22 protein-coding genes and 2 pseudogenes are annotated in these 24,841 nt (G+C 73.6%); 10 read left to right on the forward strand and 14 right to left on the reverse strand.

Annotated features, from left to right (window positions below; translation table 11 throughout):
* Positions 1–98 precede the first annotated feature (98 nt).
* The 3 genes from dnaB to CUT83_RS01255 all read left to right on the forward strand — a co-directional run bounded on the left by dnaB (position 99) and on the right by CUT83_RS01255 (position 2,913).
* A complete protein-coding gene (gene dnaB / locus CUT83_RS01245; RefSeq protein ID WP_240958093.1) occupies positions 99–1,601 on the forward strand; it encodes a replicative DNA helicase in 1,503 nt (500 codons plus the stop codon).
* A gap of 74 nt (positions 1,602–1,675) precedes the next feature.
* The gene (locus CUT83_RS01250) at positions 1,676–2,101 is read left to right on the forward strand and encodes a YunG family protein (protein ID WP_101254069.1); all 426 of its coding nucleotides are present in this window, start codon (positions 1,676–1,678) and stop codon (positions 2,099–2,101) included.
* Between the two features lie 53 nt (positions 2,102–2,154).
* On the forward strand, positions 2,155–2,913 hold the full coding sequence (locus tag CUT83_RS01255; protein ID WP_101254005.1) for a helix-turn-helix domain-containing protein: 759 nt from the start codon (positions 2,155–2,157) through the stop codon (positions 2,911–2,913).
* Between the two features lie 38 nt (positions 2,914–2,951).
* On the opposite strand, the pseudogene CUT83_RS01260 reads toward CUT83_RS01255, so the two are convergent.
* Positions 2,952–3,335: pseudogene (locus tag CUT83_RS01260) on the reverse strand (VOC family protein); the annotation flags it as partial.
* A 144-nt stretch (positions 3,336–3,479) separates the two neighbouring features.
* Here CUT83_RS01260 and CUT83_RS01265 point away from each other — a divergent pair.
* A complete protein-coding gene (locus CUT83_RS01265; protein WP_101254071.1) occupies positions 3,480–3,932 on the forward strand; it encodes a GNAT family N-acetyltransferase in 453 nt (150 codons plus the stop codon).
* A gap of 123 nt (positions 3,933–4,055) precedes the next feature.
* Here the strand turns inward: CUT83_RS01265 and CUT83_RS01270 are convergent, their stop codons facing one another.
* Entirely contained in the window at positions 4,056–5,054 is a 999-nt protein-coding gene (locus CUT83_RS01270; protein ID WP_101254006.1) for a restriction endonuclease, read from the reverse strand.
* A gap of 265 nt (positions 5,055–5,319) precedes the next feature.
* Here CUT83_RS01270 and CUT83_RS01275 point away from each other — a divergent pair, with 265 nt between their 5' ends.
* The 3 genes from CUT83_RS01275 (at position 5,320) to CUT83_RS01285 (ending at position 9,871) form a co-directional block, all read left to right on the forward strand.
* Entirely contained in the window at positions 5,320–6,759 is a 1,440-nt protein-coding gene (locus tag CUT83_RS01275) for a serine hydrolase domain-containing protein (RefSeq protein WP_240958092.1), read from the forward strand.
* A gap of 534 nt (positions 6,760–7,293) precedes the next feature.
* Complete coding sequence (locus CUT83_RS01280; RefSeq protein WP_101254007.1) at positions 7,294–8,709, forward strand: globin domain-containing protein; 1,416 nt, start codon at positions 7,294–7,296, stop codon at positions 8,707–8,709.
* Positions 8,710–9,112: 403 nt separating this feature from the next.
* A complete protein-coding gene (locus CUT83_RS01285) occupies positions 9,113–9,871 on the forward strand; it encodes a pyridoxamine 5'-phosphate oxidase family protein (RefSeq protein WP_101254073.1) in 759 nt (252 codons plus the stop codon).
* A gap of 121 nt (positions 9,872–9,992) precedes the next feature.
* On the opposite strand, the gene CUT83_RS01290 is transcribed toward CUT83_RS01285, so the two are convergent.
* From CUT83_RS01290 to CUT83_RS01305, 5 genes and pseudogenes are all read right to left on the reverse strand, one after another.
* Positions 9,993–10,535 (reverse strand): NUDIX domain-containing protein, encoded by a 543-nt coding sequence (locus tag CUT83_RS01290; RefSeq protein ID WP_101254008.1) that lies wholly within the window; start codon positions 10,533–10,535, stop codon positions 9,993–9,995.
* 278 nt (positions 10,536–10,813) lie between these two features.
* The gene (locus tag CUT83_RS30635) at positions 10,814–12,004 is read right to left on the reverse strand and encodes a cystathionine gamma-lyase (RefSeq protein ID WP_165869543.1); all 1,191 of its coding nucleotides are present in this window, start codon (positions 12,002–12,004) and stop codon (positions 10,814–10,816) included.
* 108 nt (positions 12,005–12,112) lie between these two features.
* Positions 12,113–12,997 (reverse strand): annotated as a pseudogene (locus CUT83_RS30640) (fructosamine kinase family protein); the annotation flags it as partial.
* A complete protein-coding gene (locus CUT83_RS01300) occupies positions 12,994–13,584 on the reverse strand; it encodes a low molecular weight protein-tyrosine-phosphatase (protein ID WP_101254074.1) in 591 nt (196 codons plus the stop codon). The gene CUT83_RS01300 and the pseudogene CUT83_RS30640, both read right to left, overlap by 4 nt.
* A 77-nt stretch (positions 13,585–13,661) precedes the next feature.
* Positions 13,662–14,039 carry a phage holin family protein gene (locus CUT83_RS01305; protein ID WP_093851903.1) on the reverse strand — a complete coding sequence of 126 codons (378 nt, stop codon included), beginning with the start codon at positions 14,037–14,039 and terminating at the stop codon, positions 13,662–13,664.
* A 57-nt stretch (positions 14,040–14,096) separates the two neighbouring features.
* Between CUT83_RS01305 and CUT83_RS01310 the strand changes: the two genes are divergently transcribed.
* Together CUT83_RS01310 and CUT83_RS01315 are read left to right on the forward strand one after the other, a co-directional pair.
* Entirely contained in the window at positions 14,097–14,414 is a 318-nt protein-coding gene (locus CUT83_RS01310) for a cupin domain-containing protein (protein ID WP_093851904.1), read from the forward strand.
* A gap of 214 nt (positions 14,415–14,628) precedes the next feature.
* Positions 14,629–14,841 (forward strand): DUF5326 family protein, encoded by a 213-nt coding sequence (locus CUT83_RS01315; RefSeq protein ID WP_101254010.1) that lies wholly within the window; start codon positions 14,629–14,631, stop codon positions 14,839–14,841.
* 75 nt (positions 14,842–14,916) lie between these two features.
* Here the strand turns inward: CUT83_RS01315 and CUT83_RS01320 are convergent, their stop codons facing one another.
* Positions 14,917–16,359: a YibE/F family protein gene (locus CUT83_RS01320; RefSeq protein ID WP_173915004.1), complete on the reverse strand. Its 1,443-nt coding sequence runs from the start codon at positions 16,357–16,359 to the stop codon at positions 14,917–14,919.
* A gap of 256 nt (positions 16,360–16,615) precedes the next feature.
* Between CUT83_RS01320 and thiC the strand changes: the two genes are divergently transcribed.
* The gene (gene thiC / locus CUT83_RS01325; protein WP_101254012.1) at positions 16,616–18,397 is read left to right on the forward strand and encodes a phosphomethylpyrimidine synthase ThiC; all 1,782 of its coding nucleotides are present in this window, start codon (positions 16,616–16,618) and stop codon (positions 18,395–18,397) included.
* A gap of 183 nt (positions 18,398–18,580) precedes the next feature.
* Here thiC and CUT83_RS01330 read toward each other — a convergent pair whose 3' ends face one another.
* The 6 genes from CUT83_RS01330 to CUT83_RS01355 all read right to left on the reverse strand — a co-directional run bounded on the left by CUT83_RS01330 (position 18,581) and on the right by CUT83_RS01355 (position 24,657).
* Complete coding sequence (locus tag CUT83_RS01330; RefSeq protein WP_101254013.1) at positions 18,581–19,084, reverse strand: tetratricopeptide repeat protein; 504 nt, start codon at positions 19,082–19,084, stop codon at positions 18,581–18,583.
* Between the two features lie 67 nt (positions 19,085–19,151).
* Positions 19,152–20,108, reverse strand: a complete 957-nt coding sequence (locus tag CUT83_RS01335) for an SCO4651 family lipoprotein (RefSeq protein ID WP_143688455.1) — start codon at positions 20,106–20,108, stop codon at positions 19,152–19,154.
* Positions 20,109–20,256: 148 nt separating this feature from the next.
* Positions 20,257–21,060, reverse strand: a complete 804-nt coding sequence (locus CUT83_RS01340; RefSeq protein ID WP_240958089.1) for a Mut7-C RNAse domain-containing protein — start codon at positions 21,058–21,060, stop codon at positions 20,257–20,259.
* 109 nt (positions 21,061–21,169) lie between these two features.
* Positions 21,170–22,069 (reverse strand): hypothetical protein, encoded by a 900-nt coding sequence (locus tag CUT83_RS01345; protein ID WP_338104192.1) that lies wholly within the window; start codon positions 22,067–22,069, stop codon positions 21,170–21,172.
* Positions 22,070–22,276: 207 nt separating this feature from the next.
* Positions 22,277–23,347, reverse strand: a complete 1,071-nt coding sequence (locus tag CUT83_RS01350) for a metallophosphoesterase (protein ID WP_101254076.1) — start codon at positions 23,345–23,347, stop codon at positions 22,277–22,279.
* A 191-nt stretch (positions 23,348–23,538) separates the two neighbouring features.
* The gene (locus CUT83_RS01355) at positions 23,539–24,657 is read right to left on the reverse strand and encodes a LacI family DNA-binding transcriptional regulator (RefSeq protein ID WP_093851913.1); all 1,119 of its coding nucleotides are present in this window, start codon (positions 24,655–24,657) and stop codon (positions 23,539–23,541) included.
* Positions 24,658–24,841: the final 184 nt, after the last annotated feature.

Consider the following 24,841-nt stretch of genomic DNA (forward strand, 5'->3'; position numbering starts at 1 on the left):
GGACCGGAACCGCGACCGGGAAGCGGGCGCGCCCAGTGTCAGAGCCGTGCCGTAGGAAAGACAGGCGCGGGTCGCAAGGAACGGGAGGAGGTGGCGGGGTGACGCAGTCCGAGCACGTCGACAGCCCGGCACCCGGATACGCCACCGGGGCCCCCGGCCCGGGAGGGGCCGGTCCGGGAGACCACCTCCCCGTCTCCCGCCGCAGCCGCGACTCGGCCTTTGACGGCGAGCGCCACGACCGCGGCGCCGACACCTGGCCCTCGGGCCCGGCGGGCGGCTTCGACCGCCTCCCACCACAGGACCTCGACGCCGAGAAGTCCGTCCTCGGCGGCATGCTGCTGTCCAAGGACGCCATCGCGGACGCGGTGGAGACCCTCCAGGGCCAGGACTTCTACCGCCCGGCCCACGAGACGATCTACCAGGCCGTCCTCGACCTCTACGCCAAGGGCGAGCCGGCCGACCCCATCACCGTCGCCGCCGAGCTGACCAGACGCGGCGAGATCGCCAAGGTCGGCGGCCCCGGCTATCTGCACTCCCTGGTCCAGGCCGTCCCCACCGCGGCCAACGCCCAGTACTACGCGGAGATCGTCCACGAACGCGCCGTCCTGCGACGCCTGGTGGAGGCGGGCACCCGCATCACACAGATGGGGTACGCGGCCGACGGCGACGTGGACGAGATCGTCAACTCGGCCCAGGCCGAGATCTACGCCGTCACCGAGCAGCGCACCTCGGAGGACTACCTCCCGCTCGCCGACATCATGGAGGGCGCGCTCGACGAGATCGAGGCGATCGGCTCGCGCAGCGGCCAGATGTCGGGCGTGCCGACGGGCTTCACCGACCTGGACTCCCTGACCAACGGTCTCCACCCGGGCCAGATGATCGTCATCGCGGCCAGGCCCGCGATGGGCAAGTCGACCCTTGCCCTGGACTTCGCCCGGGCCTGCTCGATCAGGAACAACCTGCCCAGCGTGATCTTCTCGCTGGAGATGGGCCGCAACGAGATCGCGATGCGGCTGCTGTCCGCCGAGGCGCGGGTGGCGCTGCACCACATGCGGTCGGGCAGCATGACGGACGAGGACTGGAACCGGCTGGCGCGCCAGATGCCCGATGTCACGGGCGCGCCGCTGTACATCGACGACTCGCCGAACCTGACGATGATGGAGATCCGCGCCAAGTGCCGCCGCCTCAAACAGCGCAACGATCTGCGGCTGGTCGTCATCGACTACCTTCAGTTGATGCAGTCGGGCGGTTCGCGCCGTCCCGAGAGCCGTCAGCAGGAGGTCTCCGAGATGTCCCGGAACCTCAAGCTGCTGGCCAAGGAGCTGGAGGTGCCGGTGATCGCGCTCTCCCAGCTCAACCGCGGCCCCGAGCAGCGCACCGACAAGAAGCCGATGGTCTCGGACCTGCGTGAATCGGGCTCCATCGAACAGGACGCGGACATGGTCATCCTGCTGCACCGCGAGGACGCCTACGAGAAGGAGTCGCCGCGGGCGGGCGAGGCGGACCTGATCGTGGCCAAGCACCGCAACGGCCCTACGGCGACGATCACGGTGGCCTTCCAGGGGCACTACTCGCGCTTCGTGGACATGGCACAGACCTGACCCTGAGCCGACCCGACCGGGCGCGGTGCCCGCTCCGGGGCCCGGTGTCGGTGGGGCCTGCCATGCTGGCCGGCATGACCCCGACACCGCGGACGACATGGACGCTGCTGGACATCGACCGCGCCCTGCGCGCGAGCTGGGCCGCCGACACCTGCTGCCCGTCCGACGGCACCCGCATCGCGTGGAGCCCGGACAACCCGGCCTGGGGACACTGCGACGTCACCTCCCTGGTCGTCAACGATCTGCTGGGCGGCGAGCTGGTGGTCGGCGAGGTGTTCCACGGTGGTGAGCAGGAGGGCTACCACTGGTGGAACCGGCTGCCGAGCGGGATCGAACTAGACCTGACGCGCGAGCAGTTCGTCAGGGGTGAGACGGTCACCGAGGGGCGGGCGGTGGAGCGGCCCGCCGGACGGACGCGCCGCCGCTGGGAGGAGTACCTGGTGCTGCGCGGCCGTGTCGAGGAGCGGCTCGGCCCGCTGCCGCCGGTGCCGGGCCTGTGAGGCGTCCGTCCGCCGGGCGGCGCACGGGCACGGGCACGGTGGGAGGCCGGTGAGTGTACGAGGAGCGGGGGTCGCGGCGGGTGGCCGGTGCGGTGGTGTGGCGCCGGGAGGCCCTCGCGCGACCGCAGCGGGCGCGGGTGCTGCCGGACGGGTGCATGGATCTGATCCGGACTGCCGGCGGGCTGCTGGTGGCCGGACCGGACACCAGGGCCCAGCTGACCGACGACCTGCCGGGGACCGGCTATGTGGGGCTGCGTTTCCCGCCCGGCACCGGGCCGCGCGTCCTGGGCGTACCGGCGTACGAGCTGCGGGACGCACGGGTGCCGCTGGAGGCGGTCTGGCCGGAGCGCGAGGTGCGGGAGCTGGCCGAGCGGATGGCCGAGCGGACGGCGGAGCGGATTGCGGGGCGGACGGCGGGGGCCCGGAGCGGGGCCGCGGTGCTGGAGGAGGCCGCGGCGGTACGGCTGCGGCGGGCGCCGGGCGATCCGCTGACGGCGGCGGTGGCCGCCGGGCTGCGGGCCGGCGTGAGCGTCGCCGAGGTGGCGCGCGGGGTGGGGCTGAGCGAGCGGCAGCTCCACCGCCGCTCGCTGGCGGCCTTCGGCTACGGGCCCAAGACCCTGGCCCGGGTGCTGCGGTTCCGGCGTGCTCTGCGCCTGGTCCGCGGCGGTGTGCCGCCGGCGTCGGCCGCGGCCGGTGCCGGATACGCGGACCAGGCGCATCTGTCGCGCGAGGTCAGGGCGCTGGCCGGGGTTCAGCTCTCGGTGCTGCTGTCGGAAGGCCGATCGCTGGAGGGCCGGCCGCCGGAGGGCTGATCGGCGGAGGCCTGATCGCCGGGTGCGCCGTCCGGCAGCGGGGCGAAGAGGGCGACCGCGTTGCCGTCGGGGTCGAGGACGATGGCGTACCGCTGGCCCCAGAAGGCGTCCCAGGGTGCCTTGTGGCCGGTGTACCCGGCCCGGGTCAGTTCGGCGTACTGCCGGTCGACGTCGGCGGGGTCGTCGCAGGCGAAGGCGAGTTCGACGCGGCCGTCGCCGCTGGGCGGAGTCCAGGAGGGATCGAAGGAGCGGATGGTCTCGACGGTGTCCCAGGCGATGCGCAGGCCACCGGGCAGCGGGGCCTCCACATGGGGCTGCCCTTCGGAGCCTGCGGGGATGTCGAGGCCGAGGCGGCGGTAGAACGCCAGCGAGGCGGCCATGTCGGAGGTGACCAGGCCGACGAGATCGATACGGGGTGCCATACGGCCATGCTGGGGCGTCGCCGGGCCGGAGGTCTTGAAGGAATCGGACGTGTCCGGCGGGCGGACCGGGCGGGCGGCCCGGGCGGTCCGGTGCGGACGGAAACGGGTCGGTGCCGCCGCGTGGGGCGGCATAGGGTGCCGGTCATGAGCGACTTCGGCATACGCCCCGCGACGGAGAGCGACCTGCGGGCCATCGTGGACATGCTCGCCGACGACCCGCTGGGCGCCCGCCGCGAGTCGCCCGGCGACCTCGCCCCCTACCGGGAGGCCTTCGCGGAGATCGCCGCCGACCCCCACCAGCATCTGGTCGTCGCGGTCCGCGACGGCCGGGTCGTCGGCACGCTCCAGCTCACCGTCGTCCCCGGGCTGTCGCGGCGCGGCGCCAGCCGTGCGCTCATCGAGGCCGTGCGCGTCCACTCCGGCGAGCGCGGCGGGGGTCTGGGCACCCGGCTGATCGAGTGGGCGATCGAGGAGGCGCGGCGCCTGGGCTGCGCCCTGGTCCAGCTCACCTCCGACGCCACCCGCGCGGAGGCCCACCGCTTCTACGAGCGGCTGGGCTTCACGGCCTCGCACGTGGGGTTCAAGCTGGCGCTCTGAGCCCCGCCGGCTCCTTCCGCCGCTAGACTGCGCAAGGCCCGAAGCCGCAACTTCCGCTTGCGACTTCGGGCCTTTGTGCGCGGTCGTGCCGCACACACCGGTCGTTGCCGGACGTGCCGGTCGTCAGCGCAGCACCTGGAGCGCCGTCCCCGTGCTCCACGCCTCCAGCAGCGCGCGGTGCACGGCGGTGATGCCGTGGCGGGCCGCGAGGCCGAGTGCGGCGGGGGTGAACGCGGAGGTGGTGACGAACAGGGCCACCTCCGCCTCGAGTTCGAGCTTCGCCATCCCGGCGAACTCCCACATCGCTCCGCTCTCCACGGCCCGGTGCGGCGTGGCGTGCTCGCACCGCACCACCAGCCGCCGCCCATCGGCGGTGTGCCCGACGAGCTCGGTGCTCGGGCCGCTGTCGGAGCCGGTGCTCGTCACGGTGCACCCGTCGCGGCGGCAGAGCCCGGCGACATGGTCCTCGAACTCGCGCCGGCCCATCGTGTCCACGGCCGTCGCCGCTCCTGTGAGTTCCCGATCCTGGAGAGTCCGCTTGACGCGTTCGAGGTCCTCGCGGATCGCGGTCAGCTCCCGGCGCTGCTCGCCGGAGGCGTGGATGAGGTGGTTCAGCATGGGGACGATGGTCTGGCCGATGAGCCGGCCCGCGGTCTGGGTGCTGATGCGCGTGATGCGCTCGTCCAGGGCGTCGAGGTCGATGTGGAAAAGGTTGTCCACAGGCCGGGGGCGGGCGGTCCGCTCGGCGTCCAGCAGGTAGGCACGCACCTGACGTGCGACGACGCTGTCGCGCAGCAGCATCGCGACGTTGAGGACGGTGCGCCGGGAGAAGACCGCGACGGAGCGGGTGCGCGGGGGCAGTCCACAGAGTTGCTTGAAGCAACTCAGTTCCGGGCCTGTCAGGACGCGGTAGCCATTGGCTTCCAGCTCGTCGCGGTGGTCGTGGACGACGGCACGGATGACGGTCTCCCCCACTTCGAAGTAGGCGGCCACCATCCGCGTCGTGACATGTGCTCCGTCCGGCAGGACGGAGAGCGCCTTCACCTTGTCCAGCGCGCCCGTGTGCTCGGCCACGCTCTCGCGCAGTGTCCTCGACTCCAGCAGGACTTCCTCGTTCACCATCACCGTCTCCTCCGTCCGGGCGTCACCCCGATGGCGCAGCCCCTCACCGGGAGAACGAGGCGAAACGTGTGAAGACACGATCGAATGCCATGAAGGTGTGCGAAGTTCCACACCAGCGCGGACGGCTTGGGACAGGCCTCCTTCAAGGAGTTCTGCCCCAAGCCGTCGGCGGGAGTTGTCCACACCCCGTGGCGCACCCACCACCAAGGGGTCGGCGCGGTGGAAAACGCTGGCCCCGGCCGACGCGGCCGGGGAGAGTGGGCGCATGATCGATTCCAGTGCGGACATGGACGGCGAGCTGCTGCCGGAGACCCGTCGAGCGCTTCTCCACAGGCTGGCCGTCGCCCAGGCCGAGGGCCGGGTGCCGTCGGCGGTCGGGGCCGTGGTGCGGGACGGGCGGACGGTGTGGACGGGGGTGCGCGGCGGAGCGGTCGGCCCGCCCGGCGCGGTGGGGGAGACGGAGGGCGTGCCGACCGCGGACACCCGGTACCGGATCGGTTCGATCACCAAGACGTTCGTCGCCGTGCTGGTGATGCGGCTGTGCGACGAGGGACTGCTGGACCTGTCCGACCCGCTCGGTGAGCATCTGGAGGTGCCCGCCGGGGCCGGGGAGGAGGTGGCCCGGGCGACGGTCGCCCAGTTGCTGTCCCACTCCGCCGGGCTGGCCGCCGAGCCGCGCGGCCCCTGGTGGGAGCGGACGCCCGGCGAGCTGCGCCCCGGAGTGGCCGACCTGTTCGGCGAGCGGCCCGTGCGGCATCCGGCCGGGCGGCGGCACCACTACTCCAACCTCGGCTACGCGCTGCTGGGCTCCCTGGTGGAGCGGCTGCGCGGCGCTCCCTGGTACGACGTGCTGCGCGAGGAGGTGCTCGACCCGCTGGGCATGGGCCGTACGACGCCGCTGCCGCGGGAGCCGTATGCCCGGGGGTGGGCCGTGCACCCGTGGGCGGACGCGGTGCTGCCCGAGCCGCTCGCGGACACCGGGCTGATGGCGCCGGCCGGGCAGCTGTGGTCCACGGCCGGGGACCTGTGCCGCTTCGCGGCGTTCCTGGCGGCGGGCGACGAGAGGGTGCTGGGCGTGGAGAGCCTGGCGCGGATGCGGGTGCCGGCGGTGGCGCCGGAGGCGGAGTCCTGGGACCAGGCGTACGGGCTGGGAATGCAACTGGTGCGCTCCGGCGGGCGGTTGCTGGCCGGGCACACCGGTTCCATGCCGGGTTTCCTCGCGGCGGTGTGGACCGCGCCCGGGGAGCGGCTGGCGAGTGTGGCGCTGGTCAACGCGACCTCGGGGCTGCCGGTGGGCGGTCTGGCGGCCGATCTGCTGGGGATCGTCGCCGAGCGCGAGCCGTCCTTCCCCGAGGCGTGGCGTCCGCGCTCGCAGGACGATCCGGAACTGCTGGCGCTGACCGGGCCGTGGTACTGGGGACCGTCGGCGTTCGCGCTGCGGGTGTGCGAGGGGCGGGCGCTGGAACTGGTTCCGGTCGGCGGCGCCGGGCGGGCCTCGCGCTTCCGGCCGGAGGCGGACGGCACCTGGACGGGGCTGGACGGCTACTACGCGGGCGAGACGCTGCGGGTGGTGCGCGGGACGGACGGTGCGGACGGGGAGGTGACCCATCTGGATCTGGGCACGTTCGTCCTCACCCGGATCCCGTACGACCCGGAGGCGCCCGTTCCGGGTGGTGTGGACCCGCGGGGGTGGTGTGCGGGGTGAACTCCGCACCCCGGACCACGGGCCGGGCCGGGCAGGCGCCCGGCCCGGCCCGCCGCGTACCGGCCGCCGTTGGCGCGGTGCATATCCCGGAAGCTTCCGGGTATACGCTTTCGCCGCTTTTCCGGGCGCGTCCGGCAGGAATCCGCAAGTTGGTTGGAAAGTGAGCGGGTCGCTCTGGAAAACTGCGGACAGACCACTATCCGCTGCTTTCCGTAACCATGGACGGAAAAGTGAAGATAACGTATGGGGAGTGTGCCGGATCCGGGGCGGCCGGCTCTGCTCGGAGAGGTCTCCGGTCGTGTCTCCCGCGTCATGGCCGATGGGTGTGGCACATCAATCACCCCTGGTAGGGGTGGTGGTGAGGTTTCTTCCGGCCGCTCCACGCAGGGGGCCCGCGCCGGGAGCGGGAGCAGCGCAATTCAGCGGGATGGCGGCGCCCGCTGAATTCGGTGGAAGTCCTGCCGGGGCTTGTGTATCGATCGTGCACCGGTATGGTCGAGACCGCGTATCGCCGCTCACGCATATCCGCGGCCGATGAAACGGGGGCTCTGCCCAGGTGGTTTCCGCTCTGTAAGTGACCGGACCGATCGGAAGATGTACGAGGCGAGACAGACCATGGCCACTACGCCGGCGGGCAACGGAACTCCCCAGCGTGCGGCCGGTGGACCGCCCACCGTCGGTGGAGGCGGTGGAGGCGGTGACCGGGGCTGGTTCGCGCCGAGGCGGGGGGAGGAGCGCACGGCACCGCCGTCCCGCCCCGGACCCGGACCCGCGCCCGGCCCGGTCCCGGAGTTCACCGCCAACCCCGGCTACGGGCGGTTCGAACCCTCCCGCGACGCGGAGCTGATACGCCGCGTCCTGGAAGAGGTCGAGCCGGTCTCCCAGGCGCTCACCTCGTACTTCTACGCCCTGCTGTTCACCCGGAACCCGGGTGTGCGCACGCTGTTCCCCGCCGCCATGGACGCCCAGCGCGACCGGCTGTTCAAGGCGCTGCTCACCGCCGCCGGGCTGATCGACGAGCGCCGCGCGCTGATGGGGTACCTCTCCCACCTCGGCCGCGGCCACCGCAAGTACGGCACCGAACCCGGGCACTACCCCGCCGTCGGCGAGTGCCTGATCGACGCGCTGGCCCGCTACGCCCCGCGCACCTGGGGCCAGGAGGCGGAGGCCGCCTGGGTGCGCGCCTACACGGCCATCTCGCAGATCATGATCGACGCCGCGGCCGAGGACGCGCGCAAGGCGCCGGCACTGTGGCAGGCCGAGGTGGTCTCGCACGAGATGCGCACCTCCGACATCGCCGTCATCACCGTCCGGCCCGACCAGCCCTATCCGTTCCTGGCCGGCCAGTACGCCAGTGTCGAGACGCCCTGGTGGCCGAAGGTGTGGCGGCAGTACTCCCTGGCCTGCGCCCCGCGCTCGGACGGGCTGCTGGTCTTCCACGTCAAGGCGGTGCCCGCGGGCTGGGTCTCGCGCGCGCTCGTCCACCGGGCCCGCCCCGGCGACGTGCTGCGGCTGGGCGGGCCCGCCGGTTCGATGACGGTGGACCACTCCTGTGGCAACGGCCTGCTCTGCCTGGGCGGCAGCACGGGCATAGCGCCCATCAAGGCGCTGGTCGAGGACGTCGCCGGGCACGGCCGCGCCCGCCCGGTGGAGGTGTTCTACGGCGCCCGCAGCGACCTGGACCTGTACGACCTGGACACCCTGCGCGAGATGGAGCGGAGGCTTTCGTGGCTGTCGGTCCGCCCGGTGGTCGAGGGGCCGTCGGGCGGGATCACCGGCCGGCTTCCGGACGTGGTACGGCAGGGCGGGCCGTGGCACGCCTTCGACGGCTATCTGTCCGGTCCGCCGGGGATGATCCGCAGCGGGCTGGACGCGCTGGTGGGGGTGGGGATCCCCTCCGACCGGATACGGCACGACTCCCTCGGCGGGCCGGCCGCCCTGCGGAGTTGAGGCCTGCGGGGTCCGCGGCTTCCCGCGAGGGCCGGGAGCGGCGGACGGACGAAGCGGACGCGACAGCGAGACAGGACGGAACCACCACGTGAACCACGACGTGGACGCGACGGAAGCGGTCGACGCCACCATGACGCTCAGGACGGTGCGCCCGGCCCGCACGGTGCCCGTGCCGGACCGTACGGGGCCGGCACGCCCGGCACGGGCGGCACGGGCGGCATGGGCGGTGGACGAGCCGGAGGACACGGCGCCGGCCGGGCGGCACCGGCAGGCGGCCGGCTTCGCCCCGGCACCCGCACCCGCCCCGGCACCCGCACCCGCACCCGCCCCGGAGCCGGCTCCCGGCCTCGACCCCGACCCCGGTCCCGGTCCCGTACGCCCCGGCAGCGACGGCGAGCACGCGATGCAGCAGCGCCTGGGCACGACCGAGCGCGCCGACCGCTTCTACGGCGAGCAGATGCTCGACCACCTCAACGAGCGGATGCGGGAGTTCATCGGCCGGCAGGAGATGTTCTTCCTGGCCACCGCCGACCGGCACGGCGAGTGCGACAACTCCTTCCGCGCCGGCCCGCCCGGCTTCCTGCACGTGATCGACGAGCGGACCCTGGTCTATCCCGAGTACCGGGGCAACGGCGTGCACGCCAGCCTCGGCAACATCCAGGAGAACCCGCATCTGGGCATCCTGCTGGTCGACTTCTTCCAGGCCCGGATCGGTCTGCACGTCAACGGCCGCGCCGAGATCGTCGAGGACGCCGAGCTGCGCCCGGCCCATCCGGACCTGCCGTCCGACTCCGTGCCCGGCCGGCGGGCGCTGGTGTGGGTGCGGGTGACGGTGGAGGAGGCGTACATCCACTGCGCCAAGCACATCCCGCATCTGCAGCGGGCGCCCAAGGGGACCCCGCGTGACTGGGGCACGGACGACCAGCGGCGCAAGGGCGGGGACTTCTTCGGGACGGCACAGGCGGCGCGGCGGCGCGGCGGTCCCTCCGTACGGCCGTCGCGCGAGCGTGCCCACCCGGGTGTGCCCGGCGGACCCGCCGGGCACGTGCCGCCCTCCGACGATCCGGCGGCCTGGCGCGCCCACGCCGAGCAGTTGCTCGACAAGGCCCGGCGGCGCCGGGCGGAGAGCGAACGGACGCCGTTCCGGGACTGGTTCGGCTGAGCGACCCCCGGGTCTCCCGGGTCTCCCGGCTCCGCCGGCTTCCCCCGGCCTTCCCGGACCGGAGACCGGACCGGAGACCGGGACGGCTCCTGGACGTCAGCCGGATGCCGGCCGGACGGTGTCAGCCCAGATCCGGGCCCAGCAGGGCGCGTACGCCCTCGATGTTGGCGTCGAGGTAGGCGCGCAGCGAGGGCGGCACCATCTCCACCGAGGCGATGCCCGCGCGGGTGAAGGGGACGCGGACGACCTCGTACTCGCCGCGCGGCTCCTCGACCTCCGGACCGTGCCGGCGCGACAGGTCCATCGAGGCCAGCCGGCAGACGAAGAAGAACTGCACCTTCACCGTGCCCCCCGCGGCGTCCACCGCCTCCGCGGCCCGCGGTGCGACGACCGCCGCGCCGCTGCCCGCGTCCTCGGCCGGATCGTAGGGGACGGTGTCGACGAAGGCGGGGACCACATCGGTCACCTTCGCCCCCAGCTCCTCGTCCAGCTCGCGGTGGAGGGCGTCGACGACGGTGGCGTCCCCGGTCTCGACGCCGCCGCCCGGAGTGATCCAGTACGGCTCGCGGCCGGGCTTGGTCCGCTTGATCAGGATCATCTCGTCGTCATCGAGCAGAATGGCCCGGGCGGTGCGTTTGACCACGGGGCGCGCGTCGGCGGTCATGGGGGAGATCTGGCCCGCTCGGGGGTCGGTGAAACCTTCCGGGCCCGGAGGACGGGGCGGCTCCCGGCCCGGCGGGCGGGCACCGGTATGACGACTGGACAATAACGCTCAGTCAACTACCCTTGACCATGCGCTGTTTACGCGCGTCGCACGGGGCGGCTTGAGGCATGAGGGGGGAGCTTCAAGCCGCCCCGCGCCCCACCGAATCCCGCGGAGCCCAACCGAATCCCACGCAGCCCATCCGCGCGCCTTCACACCCCTTCGCGCCGCCCCGTACGTCAGCCGCGCCCGGCTTCGTCCAGCGCCGCCCGGATGTCGGCGACCAGATCGGCCGCGTCCTCCACACCCACCGACATCCGCACGAAGCCCTCCGGCACCGCGTCCCCGCCCCACCGGCCGCGCCGCTCGGCGGTGGAGCGCACCCCGCCGAAGCTCGTCGCGTCGTCCACCAGCCGCAGCGCGGCCAGGAACCGCTCGGCGAACCCCTTGTCCGGCAGCGTGAAGGAGACCACGCAGCCGAAGCGCCGCATCTGCCGCGCCGCCACCGGGTACGCCGGGTCGTCCGCCAGCCCCGGGTGCCGTACGCCGCTCACCTCCGGCCGCTCGCGCAGCGCCTCGGCGACGGCGAGCGCGTTCGCGGCCTGCCGCCCGGCGCGCAGCTCCAGGGTGGCCAGGGAGCGGTGCGCCAGCCACGCCTCCACCGGCCCGGGGATCGCCCCGACCGTCTTGCGCCACAGCCGAACCGACGCCGTCAGCTCCGGATCGCGGCACGTCACATAGCCCAGCAGCACGTCACCGTGGCCGGTCAGCGCCTTGGTGCCGCTGGCCACCGCGTAGTCGGCGCCCAGCTCCAGCGGGCGCTGGCCCAGCGGGGTGGCCAGGGTGTTGTCCACGGCGACCAGCGCGCCGCGCTCGTGGGCGGCGTCGGCCAGGCGGCGGATGTCGCACACGTCCAGGCCGGGGTTGGAGGGGGACTCGATCCACAGCAGCGCCGCCCCGTCCAGGGCGTCGAGCTGCGCGTCGCCGCCGGTGGGCGCGGTGCGCACCTCCACTCCCCAGCCCTCCAGCCGCTCGCGCATCGGAACGAGCAGGTTGTAGCCGTCCGAGGGCAGCACCACCACGTCGCCGGGCCGCGTCCGCGACAGCAGCACCGCGGAGATCGCGGCCATGCCGGAGGCGAAGACGGTCGTGCGCGCCGTCTCGTCGCCGGGGGCCTCCAGTTCGCTGATGGCGGTCTCCAGGCCCGTCCAGGTGGGGTTGCCGTCGCGGCCGTAGGAGTAGGGGGCTTGCGCCGGATCGCCGGGCAGGTGGAAGTGCGCGGCCAGCACCGGGCCCGGCAGCGGCGGCGCGTACGGCTCCTCCTGCGGCAGCCCGGCCCGCACCACCCGCGTTCCGTCGCCGCGCGGCGCCGGCCCGTCCTGCCCGTCCTGCCCGCCCTGCTCGTTCCGCCCGTCCCGCTCGCGCGTCATGTTCCGCTCCTCGTCGCTCTCCCCCACCAGCCCGTCCGGCGCCTTTGAGCGTACGTGCGCCGATCGGCCGAGCATCGCCCGGGCCGCCGCGCCGCAGCGGGCGCCGTAGCCGGAGCCGAAGAGGACGGCGTGCACCAGCAGATGCTGGAGCTGGTGCAGCGGCACACGCCCGCTCCGGCCGGGCAGCGGACGGACCTCCTCGTACGCCGCCAGCAGCCGATCCAGGTGCGGGCAGCCGAACAGCTCCAGCACCGCCAGGTCCGTCTCGGGGTGACCGCCCTGTGCGGCCGGGTCGATCAGACGGGCGCGGCCGTCGGCGGACCACAGGACGTTGCCCGACCACAGATCGCCGTGGACGACGGCGGGCGGCTGCGCGGGGCCGGCCAACCCGCCGCCCGCCGGCCCGCCCGAGGCCAGCGCCTCGCACAGCCGCTCCACGTCCCGGGCGTCCCCCGGCCCGATCCCGCCGCCGTCCACCGCCCGACGCAGCAAGGGCAGCAGCCGCCACTCGGCGTGGAAGGCCGGCCAGTCCTCCGCCCCGGAGGGCGGCTCGGGCGGCGAGGGCAGGGGTACCGAGCCCAGATGGACGGGAAGGGCCGGGGCCGTGCCGCCCCAGACCGGGGCCGGCGCCGAGTGCAGGGCGGCCAGCTCGCGGCCCAGCCGCTCGGCCTGCCCGGCGCTCGCCGCGCCCGGCTCGACCCACTCCAGCACCAGTACGTCCGGCTCGGCCCCGATCACCTCCGGCACGGCCACCGCGCCGGTGGAACGCAGTAGCTCCAGACCGGCGGCCTCGGCGGCGAAGAAGCCACGGGGAGCGGCGGCGAGGGTCTTGGCGAAGACGGTACGGCCCCCCGCGAGCGTGATCCGGTACGCGTCGCAGATGTCGCCGCCGCCCACGGGCCGCGCCCGCCCGGCGGCCGAGCCGGTCAGGGCGGCCACCCGCCCGGCGACACCCTCCCCGGACCTTCCGGGACCGCCCGTCGCACCCGTCACAGCAGCGCCGCCCCGCCGCCGGTCCTGCCGTCACCGGCCGGCCGGCCGAGGGCGGCCCGTACCTCCTCCAGCAGGCCCGGCACGGCCTCCTCGACCAGGGCCAGGCACTCCTCGAAGCCCTCGGGGCCGCCGTAGTACGGGTCGGGCACGTCCAGGTCGCACGAGTCGTCCCCGGCGCCGGGGGCGTACGACCGCAGCAGCCGGACCTTGCGCGCGTGCCCGGGGCCGGGCGCGAGCCTCCGCAGATCCCGCAGATGCCCCTCGTCCAGGGCGATCACCAGATCCAGCCGCTCGAACCAGTCGCGCCGGAACTGCCGCGCCACGTGCTCGTGCACGTATCCGGCGGCCGTCAGCACCGCGACGGTGCGCGAGTCGGCGCCGTCGCCCTCGTGCCAGCCGCCCGTCCCCGCGCTGCTCGTCTCCACCAGCTCCGCCAGGCCGGCCCGCGCCGCATGGTCGCGGAAGACGGCCTCGGCCATGGGGGAGCGGCAGATGTTGCCGGTGCAGACGAAGCAGACGCGGTACGGCGTACGGACGCCGCCGGGGGTGCCGGGGGTGCCGGGGGTGCCGGGCTCAGAGGTGCGCATGCCCTCCATCATCGGCGACGCCCCGGCCCCCGGCCCCCGGCCCCGTCATCCGTTCCTCGTGCTTCTCCGCACGGCGGTCAGTCGCCGTCGGGCAGCACCATGCTCACCGCCCACGACACGATGGAGATCACCAGGGCGCCGAGCACCGCCGTCCAGAAGCCCTCCACACGGAAGGCCAGGTCGAACTGCTCGGCCAGCCAGGAGGTGAGCAGCAGCATCAGTGCGTTGATCACCAGGGTGAACAGGCCGAGCGTGAGGACCAGCAGCGGCAGGGACAGCAGTTTCGTGATCGGCTTGACCACGGCGTTGACGACGCCGAAGATCAGCGCGACGAGGACCAGTGTGAAGGTCTTGCCCGCGGTGTCGTCACCCGTGAGCGTGATGTCGTCCAGCAGCCAGACGGCGACGGCCAGGGCCACCGCGTTGGCGATCGTTCTGACAAGGAAATTCACCATGTCCGAGATCGTTCCAGAAACGGGGACGGTCGCCTACCGGTGAGGGGTCGAGGAGTCATGAAGGCGTTCCGGCTGGAGGAACTGGAGGCGGAGCGGGCCGCCAACGACGGCGCGTACCTGCAGTTCCTGCGCGAGAGGAACATGTCCGTCGGCCTGTACGCCCTGGACCGGGGCGCGCTCGACCCTCAGCAGCCGCACCGGCAGGACGAGGTGTACTTCGTCGCCAGCGGCCGGGCACTGATCACCGTGGGGGACGAGACCACCCCGGTCGCGCGAGGCAGCGTGGTCTACGTGCCGGCCGGTGTGCCGCACAGGTTCCACCACATCACCGAGGATCTGCGGGTCCTGGTGGTCTTCTCTCCCCCCGAGGGCTGACCGGACCCTCCGAACTGTCCAAACGGTCCGGGCCGTCCGGGCCGTCCGGGACGCCGCCCCGCCCTTCCTTAGGGGTCCGGTCAGGGAAGGACCCGGGCCCGCGGCGTCCCGGCGCGTGGCCCGCCCGCCTAGCATCGGAGGCGGAAGCACCGGACGCGCCCGGCCGCCGGGCCCCCGCCCGGTGACCGGAGACTTCAGGAAGCGGGTAACGGCCATGGATCTCAAGGGGACGTTCGCGGCGCTGCCGTGGTGGGTGAAGTGGGTCGCGATCCCGCTCATCGCGCTCTTCGTCTTCGGCGGCCTGATCTTCGCCGTCGTCGGCTTCGTCGTGAAGCTGCTGTTCAAGGTCCTGCTGTTCGTGGCACTGGTCGGCGCGCTGGTCTACCTGGTGCGTAAGTTCACCTCCTCCGGCTCCTCGGGAGACTGACACCTCCCGCCTGCCTCCACGGCCACGGCCCGGCCACGGCCACGGCCCGGCCACGGCCCCGGCCCCGGGCGCGGCTCAGCGCCGCGCCCGCCGCCTGCCTCCCCGGCCCCGGGCGCGCCCCGGCCCGGCGGCGGTCCCACCGCCGCCGGACGCCCCCTCGCGGTCGGCGACCGCCACCAGGGCCGCCAGCGCCGTGGTCACCGGCACCGAGGCGACCAGGCCGATCGAGCCGATCAGCGTCCGCACGATCTCCTGTGCCACCAGCTCGCTGGTGGCCACCTGGCCCATCCCGCTCTCCGCTATCGAGAACAGCAGCAGCAGCGGCAGCGCGGCCCCCGCGTACGCCAGCACCAGCGTGTTCACCACCGACGCGATGTGGTCGCGTCCGATGCGCATCGCCGCGCCGTAGAGCCTGCGCCACCCGGCCGACGGGTCGGCCTGCCGCAGTTCCCACACCGCCGAGGTCTGGGTCACCGTCACATCGTCCAGCACGCCCAGCGAACCGATCAGCACACCGGCCAGCAGCAGTCCGCGGATCTCGATGTCCGGGTAGAGGCCGTGCACCAGCCCGGTCTGGTCGTCGGTGTTGCCCGTCAGCGCGGCCCACCCGATGAATGCCGAGCCCAGCAGACCGATCAGCAGCAGCGACACCAGGGTGCCCAGGACGGCGACGGAGGTACGGGCGTTGACGCCGTGGCACAGGTACAGCGTGGTCAGCATGATCGCGCTGCCGCCCACCACCGCCACCAGCAGCGGATTGGAGCCCTGGAGGATCGCGGGCAGGATGAACAGCGTCAGCACCCCGAAGCTGACCACCAGCCCGGCCAGCGCCAGTACCCCGCGCAGCCGTCCGACGACCACCACCGCCAGCGCGAAGACGCCCGCCAGCACCACCATGGGCACCCCGCGCTCCACGTCCACCACGCTGTACTGGAACTCGCGCGGTGCGTCGGGCGCGTACGCCACCACCACGTCCTGACCGGTGCTCAGCCGGCGCGTTGCGTCCGGGGTGACGATCTCCGGGAAGGTGTGGCCCGCGTCCTTCCCTTCGGCGACCTCGACGGTCGCCCGCAGGCAGGCGCCCTCTCCGGAGCCCTCCGGGAGGGCGTCCGGACCGCCCTCGCCCGGACCGCCGCTTCCCCCCTCCCGCGCGCCTCCGGCGCCCCCGCCGCCTCCGTCGGCGCCCCCCGGGCCGCCGGGCGACCGGGCGGCGCCCACCTCCGCGCAGTCGACCTCCTCGACCGCGGTGACCCGCGCGCCGAGCGTCTGCCGGTCGAAGCCGACACCGCTGGGCGAGCCCTCCCCCTCGGGCGCACCGCCCGGCCACAGCGCGACCAGCCCGGCGAACACCGCGACGGCGAACGGGATCAGTACCGCCGCGACCACCCTGCGCAGCCGCGCCGAGGCGGGGGCGGGCGGCCCGTGGTGGTGACCGTGCGAGTGTTCGTGCGACGCATGCCCGTGGCCGGGTGACGGACGCCGGGGCGGCGGGGTGGAAGGCGGCACCGGCGGGGGCACCGGCGGGGGGACCGGCGGACGGGACGGCGGGGGAAGCGGGGAGGAGGAGTCCACGGCCCGATCATCGCAGGCGCGGCAGGGGGCACCCTGGCGCGTGCCCGGTGTCAGCCGTTAGCGTGGAGGCGCTTTTGCACATCGCGGGAGCTCCGAGCACGGGGCTGAGAGGACGCTGACCTCCGTGGACACCGCCACGGAAACGGCTGCGTCGACCGCCGAACCTGTTACCGGGTAATGCCGGCGTAGGGAGTTGGGTCTCATGACCACGCAGGACGCACGCACGCCCGAAAACGCCTCCGGGAGCGCCGAGGAGCGCGCGATCGGCTGGCACAAGGGCTATCTGAGCGGTTCGCGCCCCGACATCCGGGTGCCCGTCCGCCGTGTGCACCTCACAAACGGCCGCGACGTGACGCTGTACGACACGTCCGGCCCGTACACCGATCCGAACATCGACACCGACGTCCGCCGCGGCCTGGCGCCGCTGCGGGAGAACTGGATCATCACCAGAGGAGACACCGAGGAGTATCCGGGCCGCGAGGTGCGGCCCGAGGACGACGGCCTCAAGCACACCTCGCCGCGCGGCGGGCTGCGCAACCTGGACGCAGTCTTCCCCGGCCGTCCCCGCCTGCCGCGCCGGGGCCGCGGCGGCGCCACCGCCGTCACGCAACTCGCGTACGCCAAGCGGGGCGAGATCACCCCGGAGATGGAGTTCGTGGCCGTCCGCGAGGGCTGCTCGCCGGAGCACGTGCGCGACGAGATCGCCGCGGGCCGCGCCGTCCTCCCGGCGAACGTCAACCACCCGGAGACCGAGCCGATGATCATCGGCAAGAACTTCCTGGTGAAGGTCAACGCCAACATCGGCAACTCGGCCGTCACCTCCTCCATCGAGGAGGAGGTGGAGAAGATGACGTGGGCCACCCGCTGGGGCGCCGACACCGTCATGGACCTCTCCACCGGCCGCAACATCCACACCACCCGCGAGTGGGTGCTGCGCAACTCCCCCGTCCCCATCGGCACCGTCCCCCTCTACCAGGCGCTGGAGAAGGTCGACGGCAGGGCCGAGGAGCTGACCTGGGAGATCTACAAGGACACCGTCATCGAGCAGTGCGAGCAGGGCGTGGACTACATGACCGTCCACGCCGGCGTCCTGCTGCGCTACGTCCCGCTGACCGCCCGCCGCAAGACGGGCATCGTCTCGCGCGGCGGCTCGATCATGGCGGCCTGGTGCCTGGCCCACCACAAGGAGAGCTTCCTCTACACCCACTTCGAGGAGCTCTGCGAGATCCTGCGCGCCTACGACGTCACCTTCTCCCTCGGCGACGGACTGCGGCCCGGCTCGATCGCGGACGCCAACGACGAGGCGCAGTTCGCCGAACTGCGCACGCTGGGCGAGCTGAACCGGATCGCCAAGTCCCACGACGTGCAGACGATGATCGAGGGCCCCGGGCACGTCCCGATGCACAGGATCAAGGAGAACGTCGACCTCCAGCAGGAGATCTGCGACGAGGCGCCCTTCTACACCCTCGGCCCGCTCACCACCGACATCGCCCCGGCCTACGACCACATCACCTCCGGCATCGGCGCGGCGATGATCGCCTGGTGGGGCACGGCGATGCTCTGCTACGTCACGCCCAAGGAGCACCTGGGCCTGCCGGACCGCGACGACGTGAAGACGGGTGTCATCACGTACAAGATCGCCGCCCATGCCGCCGACCTGGCCAAGGGCCATCCCGGCGCCCAGGAGTGGGACGACGCCCTGTCCGACGCCCGCTTCGAGTTCCGCTGGGAGGACCAGTTCAACCTGGCCCTCGACCCGGACACGGCCCGCGCCTTCCACGACGAGACGCTCCCGGCCGAACCGGCGAAGACGGCGCACTTCTGCTCCATGTGCGGTCCGAAATTCTGTTCGATGAAGATCTCCCAGGACATCCGCCGCGAACACGGCGGCGACCTCGCCCTGGACCCGGAGGAGGGCATGAGGCGGAAGTCCGAGGAGTTCGCGGCGAGCGGCAACCGCGTCTATCTGCCGCTGGCGGACTGACCCCGGCTGACCCCGGCTGATCCGGGCTGATCCCGGCTGATCCCGGCTGATCCCGGCCGGTCCCGGCCGACATGGCGGTCCGCAGTGGACCGTCCGCCGCCCCCGGCCCGTGGGATCAGGGCCGGGGGCGGCCCGGGTGTGTGCGCTCAGCGGCCCCGGTGCGGCAGCCGTGCCGGAGCCGGGTCAGGCGCCGTCCCCGGTGGTGAGGGCGCGGGCGTAGTGCGTCAGTGAGCGGCGGTACTCCGGCAGGTGGGGGACGAGGGCGGTGAGGGCGAGGGCCGCCGCCTCCCGCTCCCGCCCGGCGTCGGCGAGTGCCAGCGACAGGAACGCGGCGACCGCGTCATCCAACTCGTCGGAGCACGCCTTCCGTTCGTTCACCAGCAGTGCGATGCTCTCCTCCGCCCGGCCCAGGTTGCGCAGGGTGCTGGCCAGTTGGATCACCGCCCGCCGGCGCCGCCCGCCGGGCAGGCCGGCCGCGAGGGCCCGGCGGTAGAGGGCGGCGGCCTCCTCCTCGTGGTCGAGTGCGTCGTGGGCGGAGGCCAGTTCGTACAGGGCGACGGCGTCGCCGGGCGGGAGGTCGGCGGCCAGCGCCTCGATCCGGCGCAGGAAGTCCTCGGGCCCGTGGTCGTCGAAGGAGGCCCACAGCTCCTTGAGCCGTCGCTCCCACCGTGCTTCCGGGGTCGTCATCGCCCCAGCCTCCCAGAGTTCCGCCGCCGTTCCGGCCGTCGGCGGAACTCGTCGGCGGCCGGGTGTTTCACCCGTTGGAGGAGCGGTCGGTCTGCCGGGCGAGCTTGCCGGTGACGTCCTCGGTCTTCTCGGCCGGGGGCGGGGAGACCTCGACCTCGGTGCCGAAGTCGCTGAACTCGACGGTGGTGCGGATCTTCGCCTCCTGCGCCTCCCGCGACGGCGGCTGGGACCGGGACCGGTCCTGGGAGCCGGAATTCGACCGTGCCGCCCCGCTGTCGAGGGAGATCTCGAACTGCTGGCGGCGGATGCGGTCCTGGTCGTCGAGCCACAGGTGCATCGGCAGGGAGTCGCCGAGCCGCTGCCGCAGGCGCTCGGCCTCGGCCGTGTCCTCGCCCGCGAGTTCGTCCACGTCGACGTTCACGCGGTAGTGGGTGGTCTCCACACCGCCGACCTCCTCGGTGCCGACGCGGGTGGCGTCGTCGTCCAGGGCCCGGGTGTAGTCGAGGCCCCGGACGGGGTCGTTGACCCGGATGCCGCCCACGGTGCCGCTGCTTCCGGCGAGTTCCCGCAGGTCGACGCTGATCCACGGCTTGTCCACCCCGAGCTGTTCCCGCGCCCGGTCCGGCAGCCGCTGGTAGAGGGTCTCGTCCACCACCCGCTGTTCGATCCGTTCGCCGCCGCCCGCCTCGACGGTCAGGTCGCTCGTGCCGTCGGCCAGGTCGACGGCGCCGTCGCCGGTGAGGGTCTGCTGCTGTCCGCCCATGGCGGCGCGCACCTTCAGCGTCATCTTCGCGGTCTCGGCCGCGACCGTCTTCTCGTGCGCGGTCCGAACGACCTCGGCGGCGGCCTCGTCGCCTTCCCCGCCGTCCTCGCCTCCGGTCCCCGCCTCCCGCTCGGCCTCGGCGCCGGTCCCGGTCTCCGGCCCGGGGTCCTGTTCGCCGCAGCCGGCGATCAGCGCCGTACCGGCCAGCAGTCCGGCCGCCGCCACCGCACCCGTCCTGCTCCTGCGTGACACGCGCGCCATCGCGTCTCCTCCGCTTCCGTGAAGGGGTCGTCGTCCGATGCGGTACGCGTTTCCCGGGACAGTCGCGGCAATCGTTGCGAACAGATCGATCCAGGCCAACTGTCCCGGGAGCGGGCCGGGTTGACGCGGTCACGCGGCCGGACGAGGGTTACGGCGCGCCGGTCTCCCGGTCGCCCGCCGTTCCGGCGGCCTCCGCGACCAGCGCCTCCAGCCGGTCCCCGTGGGCCCCGCGCCAGTAGACGTGGCCGCAGTCGCGGCAGCGGGCGAAGGTGTCGTAGGTGCGGCGGGTGCCGGGGCGGAGCAGATGCTCGACCTCGGCCTTCGGCACCTCGGCGAGGAGCCCGTTGCACGCCGTGCACCGCGTCCACGGCGCCAGCGGCAGGTCGAAACGGTCCAGGACGTCGGCGAGCTGGTCGTCCGGGCGCGAGCCGTGCACGTAGGCGCCCATCCACAGCTGCCGCCGCATCAGCAGCCCGCGGTCCTGGGTCAGCAGGACGCGCCGCTCGGCGTTGGCCTGCTCGACCAGGGCGGGGTCGTCCATGTCGTTGTGGTAGGCGGTGTCGGCGCCCGCCACCAGCCGCAGCCGCCGGGCCAGCGTGCCCAGGTGGACGTCCAGCAGGAAGCGCGGCGGCCCGTGAGGGACCCGCTGCGGGCGTACGACGGGCTCGACGCGGACCGTCCGGCCCGCCTCCGGGCGGTACGAGGGCTCCACCCGCCGCCCGTCCCCGCCGCTTCCGGCGGCGTCCTCCAGGACGAGCGCGCCCACCTCCGTCAGCGGGACGCCCGCGGACTGCACGACGTGGACGAGCGAGGAGGCGCCGTCGTGGGGCACGGGGAGGAGTTCGGCGCCGCGGTGGCGCGAGGGCAGGAAGATCCGCAGTCCGGGGGAGACGCGGAGGAGCAGTTCACGGGGCGGCGGTGTGCCGCCGGGGGGCTGTGGTCGGTCCGTCACCCTCCCCAGGATGCCAGCGCGGGCCCGCCGGGCCCACCGCTTTACGGATCGCTCCGGCCCCCGGTCCCGCCCCCGGACCGAGTCCCCGGACCGAGCCCCCGGCCGGGGCTCAGTCCGGGTACCGGTCGAGGGGGTGATCGGGGCCCCCGAAATCGGGGCTGGTGAAGTCCGGGCTGGTGAAGCGGGCCCCGGCACCCGTGTCGCGGGGGGTCTTCGTGGCCGGGCTGGAGAAGCCCGGGTGGGTGTAGCCCAGCCTGGGATGGCGGCTCTCCGGCCGGGGCCTCCCCGCCCCCTGGATCCCGGAGGTCTCCAGGGGACCTGCGGCTTCGGAGGCGTGCGCGGCCTCCGCGGCCGGCGCGGCCAGCGCCTCGTGGAGGAAGGGCAGCACCCCGCGCTCCAGCAGCGCCGTGCGCCAGGCCGTGCGCGCCCGCGCCACCTCGTCGGCGAGTGCGCTCTGCCCGCTGGAACCGCCCGCCCGGATCGCGCCGGAGCCGTGGCGCACCGCGGTGACCAGTAGTGCGACACACGCGGCCAGCAGCGAGACGGCGGTCAGGGCGGCGAAGGCCCAGCCCGCGTCGCGCAGCTGCGCGGCGATGGACGGCTCGGGATCCAGCACCCGCAGCAGATGACCGACCAGGAGGAAGATCAGCGCCGCGGTCCCGGCCAGTACGGGCGCCAGGACGGAGAGTGTGGCGAACAGCCCGGCGCCGCCCGGACCGGAACCGGAACCCCCGGGCGCGCCCGCGGCCGCCCGCGCCGGCCCCTGCGAGGAGGGGGCGTGTCCGGGGAGGCGCAGCTCGTCGCGGAGCGCCGCGAAGTGCTCGTACTCCGCCGCCGCGCAGGCCGCGATCGCCGCGGCCGCGCCGATCGCGGCGGTGCGCAGCTGTTCGGTGTTCAGCCGTCTTCCGGCGGCCGGTTCGGGGCGGTCGCGTACGGCGCGCAGGGCCTCGTCGAGGACGCGTTCGAACTCGGGGCGGTCCTCAGGACGCAGGTGCGGAGCGGTGTTCATGTGCATCCCCCGGTGCTCCGTAGGGCCGTGGGGCCGGAAACGGAGGAGAGCTCGCTTGAGACAGGGACCCGATGGTAGAGCGGTTCCTTCCGGCGGTGACAGGGTGTTTCCGGAAAACACGCGCCACTACCGGGTGGTGTTCACCCTCGGGGCGGTGTGTACGGGCGCGTACGGGGAGGATCAAGCGGACACCGGGGGAGACAACGTTCAGGCCGGGAGGGGGAGCCGGGACACCAGTAGCTTTCCGGCCATGGTCACCCCGCCGTCCATGGCGACCGCGAGCGAGTCGGCGTAGACGTGCGGCCCGTGCACCCGGGGCGCGTCGTCCTCGCCGTCCTCGGAGCCGACCTCGCCCAGCAGGTAGGGGATCGGGCTGTGGCCGTGGACGACGCGCCGCCCGCCGTAGGTGTCCAGCAGTTCGCGGGCCGCCATGGCGCCGGCGTCGTCGCGGAAGGCGAAGCGCTTGGTGAACTTGCGGAACAGATCCCAGGTCTCCTCGGCGTCGTGGTGGGTGAGGGCCTCGGTGATCGCGTCGTTGACGTCGGCGATGGTGTCGCCGTACTCCAGGTAGGCGGTGGTGTCGGAGTGCACCAGCAGGTGGTCGTCGGCCAGGGCCATGGCGTCCAGCCGGGACATCCACTGGACGTGGTGTTCCTGGAGCCGCTCCATGTCGGAGCGCTGCCCGCCGTTGAGCAGCCAGGCCGCTTGGAAGGAGGCGGTGCCCGCGCCGGAGCCGACGGGGGTGTCGCCGAAGCGCTTGGCGCCGATCAGCAGCAGTTCGTGGTTGCCCATCAGCGCCTTGCAGTAGCCGCCGGCGGCGGCGGCCTCGGCGGAGAGCTGCATCACCAGGTCGATGACGCCGATGCCGTCCGGGCCCCGGTCGGTGAAGTCGCCCAGGAACCACAGCCGGGCGTTGCCCGCGATCCAGTGGTCCTCGGTGTCGATGAGCCCCTGGTTCAGCAGGGCCGCGCGCAGCTCGTCCAGATAGCCGTGGACGTCGCCGACGACGTACAGCGGGCCCTGTTCGCCGTCGGCGGCGGGGGAGGGGGTGTCGACCAGTGTGGGGGTGGGGGCGGCGGGGGCCGCGCCGATGACGGGCAGGTCGCGCTGGGTGGGGGTGTACCCCTCCGGGCGCGGTTCGGCGTCGCCCGCCGCACCCGGGCCCATCGCACCCGGGCCCGCCGCACCCGAACTCACCAGGCCCGAACCCGTCACGCCCGCGCCGTGCCACACGTCGGATCCCCGACCGGCCCCCTGAGTCATCGGCCCCTCCACCATCGCGCGCGCCTGCACCTGCCGGACCTCTCTCCGCCTTCCGCGGGTCGTCCCGTGTCGAGAGCCGGTCCCGGTGTCGTGGGCCCATCATAGGAACGCAGGTCGCGCCTTGTGACGCACCCGGGGGACGGCAATTCGGACCGGGCCCGGCCGGGAGCCGGTCAGCGGCCGGTTCGCCCCGGAATGAGCGGGCCCTACGCCTGCCCGCGCTGTTCGGGGGAGCGGGGGGCGCTCACCGTCGTCCGCCGCCGGCGGCGCTGCGAGGACGTGCGGACGATCAGGTCGGTGGGCATGATCCGCTGGACGGGGCGGCCGCCGCCGGTGCCCTCGATGGCGTCGATCAGAAGCTGGACGACGGTGGTGCCGATGCGCCCGGGTTTCAGGGACAGGGTGGTGATGGGCGGCTCGGTGCCGGCGTAGACGGCGGACTCGCTGCAGCACACCAGCAGCAGGTCGTCGGGGACTCGCAGTCCGTAGCGGCGGGCGGCGGCGAGCAGGTCGGTGCCGTTGGGGTCGAAGAGTCCGTACACGGCGTCGGGGCGGTCGGGCCGGGCCAGCAGTCTGTCGGCGGCGACGGCGCCGGCGCAGGGGTCGTGGGCGGGGTAGGCCTCGTACACCGGATCCTGCCCGGCTCGTTCGCACCAGCCCAGGTAGGCCTCGGTGGACAGCCGGGTGTAGGTGTCGGTGCTGGTGCCGGTGAGCAGGCCGATACGGCGGGCGCCGGCGGCGGCGAGGTGGTCGAGCAGGCCGGTGACGGCCGCCTCGTGGTCGTTGTCGACCCAGGCGGTGACGGGCAGGTCGCCGCAGGGGCGGCCGTCGGAGACCACGGGGACGCCCTGGCGGACCAGCTCGGTGACGACGGGGTCGCGGTCGGAGGGGTCGATGACGACGGTGCCGTCGAGGGCGACGTTGGACCAGACGTCGTAGGGGCTCTGCCGGGTGCTGCCGGGGAGGATCACCAGGGCGTAGCCGCGGGCCAGGGCGGCGGAGGAGGCGGCGCGTGCCATCTCGGCGAAGTAGGCGAACTCGGTGAAGGTGAAGGGCTCCTCGCCGTAGGTCGTGACCGTCAGTCCGATGAGCCCCGACTTGCCGGTGCGGAGTGTGCGGGCCGCCGCGGAGGGGCGGTAGCCGAGCCGGTCGGCGACTTCGCGGACATGGCGTCGGGTGGCGTCGGGCAGGCGGCCCTTGCCGTTGAGCGCGTCGGAGACGGTCGTGATCGAGACGCCGGCCGCCGCGGCCACGTCCCGGATGCCCGCCCGCCCCAGCCGACGGCCGTGAGCCCGGCTCACCTGGTGCTTCCCTGCTGCTGTCATGGCGTGCTGATACTAGGGCCGCGCCGCGCCGTTTGCTGGGGTGTACAGAACAACGTCAGAAGAGACGATTCTGCAAGCCGCTCTGTGGTAACGACCATGGAAAGAGCGGGAGTTGAGCTTCCGCCTCATCGTTTCTGCTGATACTTCACCGCTTGCCGCAGCAGAAGTGGTGATGTCTCAAAGC

The organism is Streptomyces barkulensis (assembly GCF_002843305.1).
GTDB lineage: Bacteria > Actinomycetota > Actinomycetes > Streptomycetales > Streptomycetaceae > Streptomyces > Streptomyces barkulensis.

Coding starts and splice junctions, on each gene's coding strand:
- CUT83_RS01250 (WP_101254069.1), top strand. CDS start 1,676: ATGACCCCGACACCGCGGACGACATGGACGCTGCTGGACATCGACCGC.
- CUT83_RS01265 (WP_101254071.1), top strand. CDS start 3,480: ATGAGCGACTTCGGCATACGCCCCGCGACGGAGAGCGACCTGCGGGCC.
- CUT83_RS01270 (WP_101254006.1), bottom strand. CDS start 5,054: ATGGTGAACGAGGAAGTCCTGCTGGAGTCGAGGACACTGCGCGAGAGC.
- CUT83_RS01275 (WP_240958092.1), top strand. CDS start 5,320: ATGATCGATTCCAGTGCGGACATGGACGGCGAGCTGCTGCCGGAGACC.
- CUT83_RS01280 (WP_101254007.1), top strand. CDS start 7,294: ATGAAACGGGGGCTCTGCCCAGGTGGTTTCCGCTCTGTAAGTGACCGG.
- CUT83_RS01285 (WP_101254073.1), top strand. CDS start 9,113: ATGCAGCAGCGCCTGGGCACGACCGAGCGCGCCGACCGCTTCTACGGC.
- CUT83_RS01290 (WP_101254008.1), bottom strand. CDS start 10,535: ATGACCGCCGACGCGCGCCCCGTGGTCAAACGCACCGCCCGGGCCATT.
- CUT83_RS30635 (WP_165869543.1), bottom strand. CDS start 12,004: ATGACGCGCGAGCGGGACGGGCGGAACGAGCAGGGCGGGCAGGACGGG.
- CUT83_RS01300 (WP_101254074.1), bottom strand. CDS start 13,584: ATGCGCACCTCTGAGCCCGGCACCCCCGGCACCCCCGGCACCCCCGGC.
- CUT83_RS01305 (WP_093851903.1), bottom strand. CDS start 14,039: ATGGTGAATTTCCTTGTCAGAACGATCGCCAACGCGGTGGCCCTGGCC.
- CUT83_RS01310 (WP_093851904.1), top strand. CDS start 14,097: ATGAAGGCGTTCCGGCTGGAGGAACTGGAGGCGGAGCGGGCCGCCAAC.
- CUT83_RS01315 (WP_101254010.1), top strand. CDS start 14,629: ATGGATCTCAAGGGGACGTTCGCGGCGCTGCCGTGGTGGGTGAAGTGG.
- thiC (WP_101254012.1), top strand. CDS start 16,616: ATGACCACGCAGGACGCACGCACGCCCGAAAACGCCTCCGGGAGCGCC.
- CUT83_RS01330 (WP_101254013.1), bottom strand. CDS start 19,084: ATGACGACCCCGGAAGCACGGTGGGAGCGACGGCTCAAGGAGCTGTGG.
- CUT83_RS01335 (WP_143688455.1), bottom strand. CDS start 20,108: ATGGCGCGCGTGTCACGCAGGAGCAGGACGGGTGCGGTGGCGGCGGCC.
- CUT83_RS01345 (WP_338104192.1), bottom strand. CDS start 22,069: ATGAACACCGCTCCGCACCTGCGTCCTGAGGACCGCCCCGAGTTCGAA.
- CUT83_RS01350 (WP_101254076.1), bottom strand. CDS start 23,347: ATGGTGGAGGGGCCGATGACTCAGGGGGCCGGTCGGGGATCCGACGTG.
- CUT83_RS01355 (WP_093851913.1), bottom strand. CDS start 24,657: ATGACAGCAGCAGGGAAGCACCAGGTGAGCCGGGCTCACGGCCGTCGG.